Origin of the sequence: Mycobacterium sp. IS-1742 (assembly GCF_001500125.1) — a bacterium.
Lineage (GTDB): Bacteria > Actinomycetota > Actinomycetes > Mycobacteriales > Mycobacteriaceae > Mycobacterium.
This window is the reverse complement of record NZ_LQIV01000007.1, coordinates 20,856-34,083: the sequence shown is the minus strand read 5'-3', so window position 1 is coordinate 34,083 and position 13,228 is coordinate 20,856. Positions and strand designations below refer to the sequence as shown.

10 protein-coding genes and 1 tRNA gene are annotated in these 13,228 nt (G+C 70.1%); 8 read left to right on the top strand and 3 right to left on the bottom strand.

Translation table 11 applies throughout. From position 1 onward, the window contains the following. The first annotated feature begins 59 nt into the window (after nucleotides 1-59). Nucleotides 60-1,034: a Gfo/Idh/MocA family protein gene (locus AU196_RS05990; protein WP_059094183.1), complete on the top strand. Its 975-nt coding sequence runs from the start codon at nucleotides 60-62 to the stop codon at nucleotides 1,032-1,034. Next, nucleotides 1,027-2,121, top strand: coding sequence for a zinc-dependent alcohol dehydrogenase (locus tag AU196_RS05985; RefSeq protein WP_059094182.1), 1,095 nt, complete (start codon nucleotides 1,027-1,029; stop codon nucleotides 2,119-2,121). Before AU196_RS05990 ends, AU196_RS05985 begins: the two co-directional genes overlap by 8 nt. 69 nt (nucleotides 2,122-2,190) lie before the next feature. On the opposite strand, the gene AU196_RS05980 is transcribed toward AU196_RS05985, so the two are convergent. Continuing rightward, a complete protein-coding gene (locus AU196_RS05980; protein ID WP_059094181.1) occupies nucleotides 2,191-2,673 on the bottom strand; it encodes a hypothetical protein in 483 nt (160 codons plus the stop codon). A gap of 397 nt (nucleotides 2,674-3,070) precedes the next feature. Here AU196_RS05980 and AU196_RS05975 point away from each other — a divergent pair, with 397 nt between their 5' ends. Beyond that, nucleotides 3,071-4,231 carry a serine hydrolase domain-containing protein gene (locus AU196_RS05975; RefSeq protein WP_059094180.1) on the top strand — a complete coding sequence of 387 codons (1,161 nt, stop codon included), beginning with the start codon at nucleotides 3,071-3,073 and terminating at the stop codon, nucleotides 4,229-4,231. A gap of 18 nt (nucleotides 4,232-4,249) precedes the next feature. On the opposite strand, the gene AU196_RS05970 is transcribed toward AU196_RS05975, so the two are convergent. Together AU196_RS05970 and AU196_RS05965 are read right to left on the bottom strand one after the other, a co-directional pair. Next, nucleotides 4,250-6,235 (bottom strand): SpoIIE family protein phosphatase, encoded by a 1,986-nt coding sequence (locus tag AU196_RS05970; protein WP_059094179.1) that lies wholly within the window; start codon nucleotides 6,233-6,235, stop codon nucleotides 4,250-4,252. A gap of 109 nt (nucleotides 6,236-6,344) precedes the next feature. Further along, nucleotides 6,345-6,417 (bottom strand) — tRNA-Arg (locus AU196_RS05965). Nucleotides 6,418-6,519: 102 nt separating this feature from the next. Between AU196_RS05965 and argS the strand changes: the two genes are divergently transcribed. Genes argS through thrB form a run of 5 tightly spaced genes read left to right on the top strand, consistent with a single transcriptional unit; the run spans nucleotide 6,520 to nucleotide 12,948 of the window. After that, entirely contained in the window at nucleotides 6,520-8,172 is a 1,653-nt protein-coding gene (gene argS / locus AU196_RS05960) for an arginine--tRNA ligase (protein ID WP_059094178.1), read from the top strand. 35 nt (nucleotides 8,173-8,207) lie between these two features. After that, nucleotides 8,208-9,593 (top strand): diaminopimelate decarboxylase, encoded by a 1,386-nt coding sequence (gene lysA, locus AU196_RS05955; RefSeq protein ID WP_197415716.1) that lies wholly within the window; start codon nucleotides 8,208-8,210, stop codon nucleotides 9,591-9,593. After that, complete coding sequence (locus AU196_RS05950; RefSeq protein ID WP_059094176.1) at nucleotides 9,590-10,912, top strand: homoserine dehydrogenase; 1,323 nt, start codon at nucleotides 9,590-9,592, stop codon at nucleotides 10,910-10,912. Before lysA ends, AU196_RS05950 begins: the two co-directional genes overlap by 4 nt. Next, the gene (gene thrC, locus AU196_RS05945) at nucleotides 10,909-11,991 is read left to right on the top strand and encodes a threonine synthase (protein ID WP_059094175.1); all 1,083 of its coding nucleotides are present in this window, start codon (nucleotides 10,909-10,911) and stop codon (nucleotides 11,989-11,991) included. Before AU196_RS05950 ends, thrC begins: the two co-directional genes overlap by 4 nt. A 12-nt stretch (nucleotides 11,992-12,003) precedes the next feature. Next, entirely contained in the window at nucleotides 12,004-12,948 is a 945-nt protein-coding gene (gene thrB, locus AU196_RS05940) for a homoserine kinase (protein ID WP_059094260.1), read from the top strand. Nucleotides 12,949-13,228 lie beyond the last annotated feature (280 nt).

The window sequence follows — 13,228 nt, the reverse complement described above, 5'->3', positions numbered from 1 at the left end:
CAAAAAATGCATACCGACGCGAACGGCGGGTATCCACCGCGAACCAGGGGAGGGTGCCCATGTCCCGCTGCAGAGTGGCGTTCGTCGGAGCCGGTGGCGTCGCCGTCCGCCATGCCCGGCACCTTCTCGAACTGCCCGACGTCGTGATCGCCTCCGTCACCGATCCCGCGGCATCCGCCGCCGACGCGTTCGCACGCGCCACCGGGGCCGCCGTCGTCCCCGACCTGACCGCCCTCCTGGCCGACACGCCGGATGCCGTCTACGTCTGCGTCCCCCCACACGCGCACGGGCCGATCGAGGAGTCGGTCGTCGCCGCGGGCGCCGCGCTGTTCGTCGAGAAGCCGCTCGGCACCGATGCGGACACCGCCCGCCGCATCGCGGACCTCATCGGCGAGCGGGGTGTGACCAGCGCCGTCGGCCACCACTGGCGGTATTCGGCGGCCGTCGGCCTGGTGCGGGAGATGTTGGGCGACAGTGTGATCCGGCTCGCCGTCGCGTCGTGGCTGGACCGGGTGCCGCCGGTGGCGTGGTGGTGCCGACGGGACCTGTCCGGCGGGCAGATCGTCGAACAGGCGGTGCACGTACTCGACATGCTGCGCTACCTGGTCGGCGAGGTCGCCGAGGTCAGCGCCTTCGCGAACGCGGCCCCGCCGCGCTCGCCCGATGCGGACATCGACGGGGCGACCGCGGCGACGCTGCGCTTCAAATCGGGCGCGGTCGGCACGGTCGCCGCGGCCTGCTGTCTGACGTGGAAACACCTCGCGGGCATCGACATTCACGGGGACGCGGTGAGCGTCGCCGTCCGCGAGGACGGCATCACGGCCCGCACGGCCGACGGAACGCTGCAGCGCGACCTCCAGCCCGACGACGCCAAGAGGGCCGCCGACCGCGCCTTCATCGACGCCGTGACGGGCCGCGGAGCGGGCCCCGACGGCATCCTCGTCGACTACGCGGACGCCCTGCGCACACACGAAGTGGCCTGCGCCATCGCCGAATCCGCCGCCCGCGCGCGGCCGGTGACGCTCCATGGCTGACGCCGGGTACACCGTGGTCGTCGAGCGGCCCGGCGTGGTCGCGTGTGAGCCGCAGCCGCCGGACGGCGCCCTGTCCGAGGGGCAGTTCGACGTCGCGACCGTGTTCAGCGGACTGTCCGCCGGGACCGACCTCAGCTGGGTCAAGGGCACGAACCCGGCGCTGCACCGGCATTGGGATGCCGACCTCGGGCTCTTCCTCGCCGGCGAACCGAACGCCGGCTACCCGGTCAAGAGGTTCGGTTACATGCAGGTCGGCCGGGTGGTCGAGAGTCGCGTGCCGTCGCTCGCCGTCGGTCACCTCGTGGCGATGACATACGGCCACCGCAGCCGTTACCGGGCGGATGCGCTGCGCGACCGGTTCGTCGTGCTGCCCGCCGGGTTCGACGCGGTGCTGGGGATCTACGTCGCGCACATGGGGCCGATCTGCGCCAACGGACTGTTGCACGCCGCGTCCGACGTCGTGGGCGCCGACGTGCGGACGCTGGGTGACGGCGTGCGCGGCAGGCGGATCGCGGTCGTCGGCGCCGGCGTCGTCGGTCTGCTGACCGCGCTGCTGGCCGCCCACCACGGCGCGGCCGACGTCGTGGTGCTCGACGAGACGGCGGGACGGCGGCACATCGCCGAACGCCTGGGCCTGACGGCGCTGGATCCGGGGGACGGCGATCCGGCGCTCGCGGTGAAGCGGCGCTGGGGCGGAGTCGGCGAGCGCGGTGCGGACGTGGTCTTCCAGTGCCGTGGCCGGGGCAGCGCGCTGGCCCTGGCGCTGCGCCTGCTGCGACCCCAGGGCACCGTCATCGATCTGGCGTTCTACCAGGACGGGTGCGGGGACGTCCGCCTCGGCGAGGAATTCCACCACAACGGGCTGTCGGTGCGCTGCGCCCAGATCGGCCGGGTGCCGCGGGGGACGGGTCACCTGTGGAACCGCGACCGCCTCAGCGCGGAGACCGTCGCCTTCCTGCAGGTCCGCGGGGACGACGTCCGGGCGCACCTGATCACCGACTACGCACCGCTGGCCGAGGCGCCGCAGACGCTGAGCCGGCTGGCGACCACCCGGCACGACGGCCTTCAGCTCGTCTTCTCCTGTTGAACCGGCCCGGCGAACGACAGTGGCCGCCTCGCATCGGCGAGGCGGCCACTGTCGTCTGTCAACGCCGGATCAGAAACCGATCTTCGGCAGCTTGAACGGGTTGTTCGGCGGGCCCAGGTTCAGCGGGTTGTTCGGCGGTCCGAGCTTCGGCGCCGGAAGGTTCACGCTGGGCATCCCGACGGAGGGCAGGCCGACGCCGCCCAGGGCGGGCGGATGCAGGTGGACCGGCGCGCTGAAACCGATGTCCGGAACCACGTCCGGCAGGCCGACGGAGACCGGCACGCTGCCGTTCGCCTCGACCGGTGACGGCAGGTTGGCCACGTTCTTGGCGACCTCGCGAGACCACGCCTCGGGAATCTGGATCGGCGCCTTGTTCGCGTTGGACTTCTTCTCGGCCGGCTTCTCTTCAGGTGCCCGCTCACAGGTCGCCGGATCGGCGCATTCGGCTCCGGCGGCCGGTTCGGCTGAGGCGACCCCCGCGCCCAGGAACCAGGCCGGAAGGCCCACGACGCCGACGATCGACGCCCCGGCCAGTACTCGTTTGATATCCACAGTCAACCCCTCGGATAGGAAATCACTGAGATCGTATCTCGTCTGAGCAAATCCTGCGTCGGCTTATCGGCCTTTGCGGACGCATAGTCCACGACTTGTTTAGCTCTGCGAACCAACCTCCGCAACTGCGCAGATGCGCTGACGATAGCGGTTCGTGCCCAGGAAGCTTGCGCCAGCAAACAATGTCACGCCGGTGATGTGGGGTTGAGCCGCAAAACGTGCGGCCCCGGCGATCAGGCAGCGAATCTCTGCGGCTGCGCCGGGTGTCTTCGCCGTCGATCGCCCGTCGGGGCAGACGAAGGTGTGACGAAGAAATCGGACGTCCGGCGTACCGGGGGGTTGCCCCCGCTACACTTCACCCACCATCTGCCCAGGTCACCGACGATTGGGGACGGCCATGCGAGTCGCCCGGACACTGGCCGCACTCACGCTCACGGCGGTGATGCTCGTCGCGGCGCCACCTGCGCTCGCGCAGCCCACCGACCTGACCGCGGCGCTCGACCGGGCGATCGAACAACGGCTCGCGCAGATGGGTGCCCCCGGCGCGGTCGTGAGCCTGTCGATACCCGGTGAGATCGACTACGTGAAGGCGTTCGGGGTCGGTGACACCGGAACCGGTGCGCCGATGCGGGCCGACGATCACTTCCGCATCGGCAGCGTCACCAAGACCTTCACCGGCACCGCGATCCTGCAACTCGCCGATCAGGGACGGGTCCGCCTGAGCGATCCCATCTCCCGTTACGTGGAGGGGGTGCCGTCGGGTGACGTCATCACGCTCGACCTGCTGGGGAGGATGCGCAGCGGACTGCCGAACTACACCGAGGCGGAGACGTTCATCGACCGCGTCTACCGTGAATCGCCCGCCGGGCCGGACGCATTCGCGACCACGCCGCGCGACCTCGTCGACCTCGCCTTCTCTCAGCCGCTCGACTTTCCGCCCGGGAGCCAGTACGCGTACTCGAACACCAACACGGTGCTGCTCGGCATGGTGGTCGAGAAGGTCACGGGTGTGCCGTTCGGTACCTATCTGCAGGACAACATCTTCGGCCCGGTGGGGCTGACCCGTACCAGTTACCCCGGCAACGGACTGCTCCCGAGTCCCTACGCGCACGGTGACAACAAGGCGCCCGACGGCCGGTTCCTCGACACGACGCTGTGGAACCCGTCGTGGGCCGACGCCGCGGGCAAGATCGTGTCGAACGTGTACGACCTGCGCACCTGGGCGGCAGCACTGGGCAAGGGCACGCTGCTGCGCCCCGACACGCAGGCGCAGCGCATCGCCAACGGCTCACCGGTGGTGCCGGGCGTCGATTACGCGTTCGCGATCTTCGATGCCCGGGGCTGGCGCGGCCACAACGGCGACATCCCCGGCTATGCGACGGTCGCGGTGTACCTGCCGGAACGCGACGCGACGCTGGTGGTGTTCGTCAATTCCGATGTGGCCGAACCACATTCGGCGGGACAGATCGCCTACGTCGTGACCGAGCTGGCGACGCCGGGCCACCTCTACGAACTCGGCCCGCAGCCCCCGGAGATGGTCGACGAAAGCGCCGCCTGAGGACGTCCCCACGCGGTTTCAGTGTGCTGCCGCGTCCACCGGCTCCCGCCGCAGGACCACGGCCGTCACGTCGTCGCGGTCCAGATCGCCGTTGGCCCGCGCGCACAGTGCGTCGACCAACGCCTGGGGGCTGGTGCCGTGCTGTCGGGCGCACTGCGCCACGGCGGCCGACAGTTGCTCGACCGAGCCGCCCCACAGATCCATCACGCCGTCGCTGACGAGCAGGAGCGCGTCGCCGGGCTGCAGTGCTCCCTGCTTCTCGGCCCAGCCGCTGTCCAGCCCGACCGGCAGATCGCTCGAGGCTGCCCGCTCCACGCGGTTGGATCCGGTCCGGACGATGAAGTGCAGCCCGTGCCCGGCGTCGGCGAAGCGGAAGTCGCCGGTGACCAGGTCGACGAGCACGTAGGTGAGCGTGATGAACGCACTTGTGCGCTGCAGGTCGTGATCGACGATGCCGGCCACGCGGCTCATGGCGGCCGACGGGCTGAGCTGGGGGTCGTTGGCGCGCAGCGCGGCCCGCGTCGCGGCCGCGAGCATTCCCGCGCCCATACCCTTGCCCATCACGTCGCCGAGGCTCAGGACGGCGTGCGGAACCTCGACCCGGATGTCGTAGAAGTCCCCGCCGACCTGTTTGGCGGGCACCGACGCCGCACCGGAACTCCATCCGGGCGTCGGCGGGAGCTTCCCGGGCAGCAGGGCCCGTTGCACCTCCGCGGCGCGTTCGAGTTCCTCCTGTTCCAGGCGGCGGGCGCGCATCGCCTCGGTGATGTCGTAGAACTGCAGCGCCAGCGTGCGGCTGTCCCCGTCGTCGCTGATCAGCGAGATACTGACGTTGAGGATGCGCCCGGCGCTGGTGGTCAGGGTGAGGCGCGCATTGCCCTCGGTCAGTGCCTCGGCTTCGGCGGAGAGCGCCGCGGTCGCCTCGTCGCCCAGCAGGTCGCTGAGCCGAGTCGGGGGGTCGGCGAGTCCGGGGACGATGGTCACCGCGGACTCGTTGGCGCGCAATATCGTCCACCCGTTGGCGGTGCGCGTGGCGATCACCATCCCGGCGACCGACGTGTCGAAGATCCGGCGGAACAGTTCCTCGCTCTCGTTGAGCCGCCGTGCGGTGGTGCGTTCCTGGCCCACCGCGAGCGAGAGCGACAGGAACACGACCACCATCGACAGCTCGAAGACCTGGAGGACCAGGTTGCCCATCTCCGGGTCGAGGAGGTGGAAGGCGAACGGCCCGGTGCCGTAGGCGCTGCCTGCCGAGGCGATCACGGCGATCGCCAGCATCAGGAAGATCAGCTCCCGGGTCGTCAGGCGCATCGCCACCCACACCAGCGGCATGAAGGGCAGGAACGACAGCGGCATCCCCGGGTTGAACGCGAACACGAACGTGACCAGGCCCAGGGTCGTGACGACCTGGGCGACGGTCTCCACCGGGCCCGCGGGCCGGGGGCGTCTCGGCAGGTGCATGAACAGCGGGACGAGCAGCAGCATCCCGGCCGCGTGCTTCGGCGCCGACGTCACCAACCGGACCCAGGCCTCGGTGGAATCGGCCAGCAGGTAGGTGGCGCTGGCGCCGACCAGGTCGTAGACCACCGCCGCCGAACCGACGGCCACCAGCAACCGGCCGAGGTCCCGCGGGGCCGCCAGGGTCGGCAGGCAGTCGTGGCGTCCGCGCAGGATCAGGGTCGCGATGACCATCTCGAGCGCGACGGTCAGGGCCAGCGCGATCGCGAGTGGGGTGGGCCGCCCCGCCCAGATCAGAAGCGGCAGGGTGATCCCGGCCACCGCGGCGGCCAGGGCCCAGACGTGACGACGCCGGAAGCGGATGCCCAGGCCGACGGCGATTCCGGCCACGGGCCACCACGCCGTGGACGCCAGCGCGGTCGGCTGCGTCACCAGTGAGAGCCACCCGACGACGAGCACGGCCACGAGGCAGCCGCCTACGAAGACGACTGCCGACCTCCCGGAGCGAATTCGCTGATCTCCCGACGCCCCCTGATCAGGATCCACCCGCTCACTTTTACACGCTGATCACGGGGAATGCCTGCAACTCGAGAACCTTGCCGACGCACCCAACGCGTGACGGCACAGTTAATTAGCGGGAATCCGCGGACATGGGTGCCCCCGGCAGGATTCGAACCTGCGGCCTTCTGCTCCGGAGGCAGACGCTCTATCCCCTGAGCTACGGGGGCGCGTTCGGACGTACCGCGCCATTGGGCGTGCACAGCGTAACGCATCCTGCGCCGAGGAACGGATTCGGGCACTGACCACCCCAGACCATAGGATGGACCCCCGTGACACCCGCCGACCTCGCCGACTTGCTCAGGACCACCGCCACCGCTGTGTTGACCGAGCGCGGCCTCGACACCGCCGCGCTGCCCGCGACCATCACGGTGGAGCGTCCTCGCAATCCCGAGCATGGCGACTACGCCACGAACCTGGCGTTGCAACTCGGCAAGAAGGTCGACACCAACCCCCGCGAACTGGCGGGATGGCTCGCCGAGGCGCTGACCGCGGCCGCAGGCATCTCGTCCGCCGAGGTGGCCGGCCCGGGCTTCGTCAACCTGCGCATCGAGGCCGCCGCCCAGAACGTGATCGTCGGCGACATCATCACCGGCGCCGGGCGCTACGGGCACTCCGCCGCGCTCGCCGGACGCGACATCAACCTCGAATTCGTCTCGGCCAACCCCACCGGCCCCATCCACATCGGCGGCACGCGGTGGGCCGCGGTCGGCGACGCACTGGGCCGGCTGCTGGCCACCCAGGGCGCCGCGGTGGTACGGGAGTACTACTTCAACGACCACGGCGCGCAGATCGACCGGTTCGTCAGCTCGTTGATCGCGGCGGCGAAGGGGGAGCCGACCCCCGAGGACGGCTACGCGGGCAGCTACATCGGCGACATCGCCGCCCAGGTGCTCGCCAAGGATCCGGGTGCGCTCGACCTGCCCGACGACCAGATGCGTGAGGCGTTCCGCGCGATCGGCGTGGACCTGATGTTCGACCACATCAAGACCTCGCTGCACGAATTCGGCACCGACTTCGACGTGTTCACCCACGAGGACTCGATGCACACCAGCGGTCGCGTCGACGAGGCGATCGCCCGGCTGCGCGACAACGGCGCGATCTACGAGAAGGACGGCGCGACCTGGCTGCGCACCACCGACTTCGGTGACGACAAGGACCGCGTCGTCATCAAGAGTGACGGCGCCCCCGCCTACATCGCCGGTGACCTCGCCTACTTCCTGGACAAGCGGCAGCGCGGATTCGACCTCTGCATCTACATGCTCGGCGCGGACCACCACGGCTACATCGCCCGGCTCAAGGCCGCAGCGGCCGCACTCGGCGACGATCCGGACACCGTCGAGGTGCTGATCGGCCAGATGGTCAACCTGGTCCGCGACGGCCAGCCGGTGCGGATGAGCAAGCGTGCCGGCACCGTGATCACCCTCGACGACCTCGTCGAGGCGATCGGTGTCGACGCCGCCCGGTACGCGCTGATCCGCTCCTCGGTGGACACCCCGATCGACATCGACCTCGCGCTGTGGTCCTCGGCGTCCAACGAGAACCCGGTCTACTACGTGCAGTACGCCCACGCGCGGCTGTCGGCGCTGGCCCGTAACGCGGCCGATCTCGGCGTCGTCGCCGGCACCGACCACCTCGATCTGCTCATCCACGACAAGGAGGGCACGCTGATCCGCAACCTCGGCGAGTTCCCGCGGGTGCTGGAGTCGGCGGCCGCACTGCGCGAACCGCACCGGGTGTGCCGCTACCTCGAGGACCTCGCCGGTGACTACCACCGGTTCTACGACCAGTGCCGCGTGCTGCCCCAGGGCGACGAGACACCGGGCAGCCTCCACCAGGCCCGCCTGGCGCTGTGCCAGGCCACCCGTCAGGTGATCGCCAACGGCCTGGCGATCCTCGGCGTGAGCGCCCCGGAGCGGATGTGAACGCCCATCCCGCCGGCCCCCGGCACGCCGAGGAGATCCACCACGGCGGCGCGCCGCCGCGTCCGGCCGGCCCCGACGAGGTTCTCCAGATCGCCCCGAACGTCTGGCCGCGCAACGCCGTTCGCGGCGCCGACGGTGTGGTGTCGATCGCCGGGGTGCCGATCACCGACATCGCCGCCCGATTCGGCACACCGGTCTTCGTCATCGACGAGGACGACTTCCGCTCCCGCTGCCGGGAGATCTCCGCCGCGTTCGGCGGGGGCGAGTACGTGCGCTACGCCGCCAAGGCCTTCCTGTGCACCGAGGTGGCGCGCTGGATCGACGAGGAGGGCCTGGCCCTCGACGTGGCCAGCGGAGGAGAACTCGCCGTCGCACTGCACGCCGGTTTCCCGGCCGAGCGGATCGCCCTGCACGGCAACAACAAATCGCTGGACGAACTGGCGCTCGCGGTCAAGTCCGGCGTCGGACACGTGGTGGTCGACTCGATGATCGAGATCGAACGCCTCGACGAGATCGCCGCCGCGGCCGGGGTGGTCCAGGACGTGCTGGTGCGGGTGACCGTCGGCGTGGAAGCCCATACGCACGAGTTCATCTCGACCGCCCACGAGGACCAGAAGTTCGGGCTGTCGCTGGCCAGCGGGGCCGCGATGGCCGCCGTGCGGCGGGTGTTCGAGACCGACAACCTGCGGCTGGTCGGCCTGCACAGCCACATCGGCTCGCAGATCTTCGACGTCGCGGGTTTCGAGATCGCCGCGCACCGGGTGATCGGCCTGCTGCGCGACGTCGTCGCCGAGTTCGGCGTGGACAAGACCGCGCAGATGTCGACCGTCGATCTCGGTGGCGGCCTGGGCATCTCCTATCTGCCGCAGGACGATCCGCCGCCGGTCGCCGAACTCGCGGCCAAGCTGAGCGCGATCGTCCGCGACGAGTCGGCGGCCGTCGGCCTGCCCACCCCGAAGCTGGTGGTCGAGCCGGGCCGGGCGATCGCCGGACCGGGCACGATCACGCTGTATCAGGTCGGCACCGTCAAGGACGTCGCCGTCAGTTCCACCGCGCACCGCCGCTACGTGAGCGTCGACGGCGGGATGAGCGACAACATCCGCACCTCGTTGTACGGCGCCGAATACGACGTCCGGCTGATCTCCCGGGCCAGCGACGCCGACCCCGCGCTGAGCCGGGTGGTCGGGAAGCACTGCGAGAGCGGCGACATCGTCGTGCGCGACACGTGGATCTCCGGCGACGTGGCGCCGGGTGATCTGCTGGGTGTGGCCGCGACCGGTGCCTACTGCTATTCGATGTCGAGCCGTTACAACCTGATCGGCCGCCCCGCGGTGGTGGCGGTGCGCGACGGGCACGCGCGCCTGATCCTGCGCCGCGAGACGGTCGACGATCTGTTGAGTCTGGAAGTGAGTGGTCAATGAGTTACGAAAAGCCGGTGGGCGTTGCGGTTCTGGGTCTGGGCAATGTGGGCAGTGAAGTGGTCCGCATCATCGAGCAGAGCGCGGCCGACCTGGCTGCGCGCGTCGGCGCCCCGCTCGTACTGCGCGGGGTCGGTGTGCGCCGGGTGGCCGACGACCGCGGGGTGCCGGCCGACCTGCTCACCGACAACGTCGAAGAACTGGTCTCGCGCGAGGACGTCGACATCGTCGTCGAGGTGATGGGTCCGGTCGAACCGGCCCGCAAGGCGATCCTCGCCGCGCTCGAACAGGGCAAGTCGGTGGTGACCGCGAACAAGGCGCTGATGGCACAGTCGACGGGCGAGCTGGCGCAAGCCGCCGAGGCCGCCCGCGTCGACCTGTACTTCGAGGCCGCGGTCGCAGGCGCCATCCCGGTGATCCGCCCGCTGACCCAGTCGCTGGCCGGCGACAGCGTGCTGCGGGTGGCCGGGATCGTCAACGGCACAACGAATTACATCCTGTCGGCGATGAACGACACCGGCGCCGACTACGACAGCGCACTGGCCGACGCCAGTGCGCTCGGATATGCCGAGGCGGACCCGACCGCCGACGTGGAGGGCTACGACGCCGCAGCCAAGGCGGCCATCCTGGCGTCCATCGCGTTCCACACGCGGGTGACCGCCGACGACGTCTACCGCGAGGGCATCACCCGGGTCTCCGCCGAGGACTTCGAAAGCGCCCGCTCGCTGGGGTGCACGATCAAGCTGCTCGCCATCTGCGAGCGGCTGACCACCGACGACGGCCAACAACGCGTCTCCGCCCGCGTCTACCCGGCGCTGGTTCCGCTCGAGCACCCCCTGGCAGCGGTCAACGGCGCCTTCAACGCCGTGGTCGTCGAGGCCGAGGCCGCCGGCCGGTTGATGTTCTACGGCCAGGGCGCCGGTGGTGCACCGACCGCCTCGGCAGTCATGGGCGACCTGGTGATGGCCGCGCGCAACCGCGTTCAGGGCGGCCGCGGTCCGCGCGAGTCGAAGTATGCCAAGCTGCCGGTGTCGCCGATCGGGTTCATCCCCACGCGGTACTACGTCAACATGAACGTCGCCGACCGCCCGGGCGTCCTGTCCTCGGTCGCAGCCGAATTCGCCCGGCGTGAGGTCAGTATCGCCGAGGTGCGCCAGGAGGGCGTGGTCGACGAGGGCGGACAGCCTTGCGGTGCGCGCATCGTCGTCGTCACCCACCGTGCCACCGACGCGGCGCTGTCCGAAACCGTCTCGGCCCTCGCCGAACTCGACGTCGTGCAGAGCGTCAACAGCGTGCTGCGCATGGAAGGAACGAACGAATGAGTACGCCAGTGAACGCGGTGCACCGCCCGTGGCCCGGTCTCATCGAGGCCTACCGTGACCGGCTTCCCGTCGGCGAGAACTGGACGCCGGTCACCCTGCTCGAGGGCGGCACACCGCTGGTCCACGCCAAGCGGCTGAGCGAATTCACCGGTTGCACAGTGCATCTCAAGGTGGAAGGGCTCAACCCGACCGGTTCGTTCAAGGACCGCGGGATGACGGTCGCGGTCACCGAGTCCGCGGCCAGCGGCAAGCAGGCGGTGTTGTGCGCGTCGACGGGCAACACCTCGGCCTCGGCCGCGGCGTACGCGGCGCGCGCGGGCATCACGTGTGCGGTGCTGATCCCTCAGGGCAAGATCGCGATGGGCAAGCTGGCCCAGGCGGTCATGCACGGCGCCAAGATCATCCAGATCGACGGCAACTTCGACGACTGCCTGGAACTCGCCCGCAAGCTCACCGCCGACTTCCCGACCGTCGCACTGGTCAACTCGGTCAACCCGTACCGCATCGAGGGTCAGAAGACCGCCGCGTTCGAGATCGTCGACGTCCTGGGCGCCGCACCCGACGTGCACGCCCTGCCGGTCGGCAACGCGGGCAACATCACCGCATACTGGAAGGGCTACAGCGAGTATCACCGGGACGGCCTGTCCGACCGGCTGCCCCGCATGCTCGGCACCCAGGCGGCGGGGGCGGCCCCGCTGGTGACCGGTGAGCCCGTCAAGAACCCGGAGACGATCGCCACCGCGATCCGCATCGGCGCGCCCGCGTCGTGGACGTCGGCGGTCGAGGCCCAGCAGCAGTCGGGTGGCCGGTTCCTCGCGGCCACCGACGAGGAGATCCTGGCGGCGTACCACCTGGTTGCGCGCACCGAAGGGGTCTTCGTCGAACCGGCCTCGGCGGCCAGCGTCGCCGGGCTGCTCAAGTCGATCGAGGACGGCTGGGTGGCCAAGGGGTCGACGGTGGTGTGCACCGTCACCGGGAACGGGCTCAAGGATCCCGACACCGCGCTCAAGGGCATGCCCGCCGTCACGCCGCTCGCGGTGGACCCGGTCGCGGTGGCGGCCGAACTCGGTCTGGTCTGACAGGACGTGCCGGTGACGCAGACTCTCCCCGTCGGGCTGACCGCCACGTCCACGGTCGCGGCGTCGAGCGCCAACCTCGGTCCCGGCTTCGACAGCCTCGGCCTGGCGCTGCGCCTCTACGACGACATCGTCGTGGAGACAGTCGATTCCGGTTTGACCGTCACCGTCGAGGGGGAGGGCGCCGGTCAGGTGGCCCTGGACTCGTCGCACCTGGTGGTGCGGGCGATCGAAGCCGGTCTGCGGGCGACCGGATGTGCCGCGCCCGGGCTCGTGGTGCGGTGCCGCAACGACATCCCGCACTCACGCGGGCTCGGGTCGTCGGCGGCGGCCGTCGTCGGCGGGCTCGCTGCCGCCAATGGTCTTGTCGCCCAAACTGATTCGAGTCCTCTCACTGTGGAGCAGCTGATTCAGCTGTCGTCGGCGTTCGAGGGGCACCCGGACAACGCCGCGGCCGCCGTGCTGGGCGGGGCGGTGGTCACCTGGACCGACGGTGCGGGTGCGCAGGCGCGCTATGCGGCCGCACCCCTGCGGGTGCATCCCGACATCCACCTCTTCCCGGCCATTCCGCAGCAGAGGTCCTCGACAGCCGAGACCCGGGTGCTGCTGCCGGACACCGTCAGCCACGAGGCCGCGCGGTTCAACCTCAGCCGGGCCGCGCTGCTGGTGGTGGCGTTGACCGAGCGTCCCGACCTGCTGATGGCGGCCACCGAGGACGTGCTCCACCAACCGCAGCGGGCGCAGGCGATGCCGGTCTCGGCGGAATTGATCCGCGTCCTTCGTGGTTGTGGTGTGGCAGCGGTGCTGTCCGGGGCCGGGCCCACGGTGATCGCACTGGGTACCGATCCGGAACTGCCCGCCGAGGCGGCCGAGTTCGGCGCCGCCAACGGGTTCACGATCGCCGAGATGGCCGTCGGCGACGGTGTGCGCTGGTCAACCGGCGTCGCCGCACGCAGCTGAGGGTTGACATGCATCACGCCACGTTTCTTGCTTCCGGCACGTAAGCGGGTTATTCTCGCTTTCGTCCAGCAATTGCAGCGTCTCTGCCTGCGCCGACACTAGGACGATCCTCATCTTTCCCGTGTTTCACTCGTGGACCGACGGTTCGCCCCATGGCGGCGAATCCCGGCGATCACCGTTGCACAGGCGACGGTGGAACCTTCGCGTTCGGCGGATCGGCTGAACGCCAAGGACATTTTGAGCCCTCGCGCAAACGCAATCAGCGAGGGAAAGAAAGGAA

Bases quoted from the DNA above. Each gene is read 5' to 3' on its own strand.
- AU196_RS05950 (WP_059094176.1), top strand. From the start codon at position 9,590: ATGAGTTACGAAAAGCCGGTGGGCGTTGCGGTTCTGGGTCTGGGCAAT.
- thrC (WP_059094175.1), top strand. From the start codon at position 10,909: ATGAGTACGCCAGTGAACGCGGTGCACCGCCCGTGGCCCGGTCTCATC.
- AU196_RS05985 (WP_059094182.1), top strand. From the start codon at position 1,027: ATGGCTGACGCCGGGTACACCGTGGTCGTCGAGCGGCCCGGCGTGGTC.
- AU196_RS05990 (WP_059094183.1), top strand. From the start codon at position 60: ATGTCCCGCTGCAGAGTGGCGTTCGTCGGAGCCGGTGGCGTCGCCGTC.
- AU196_RS05975 (WP_059094180.1), top strand. From the start codon at position 3,071: ATGCGAGTCGCCCGGACACTGGCCGCACTCACGCTCACGGCGGTGATG.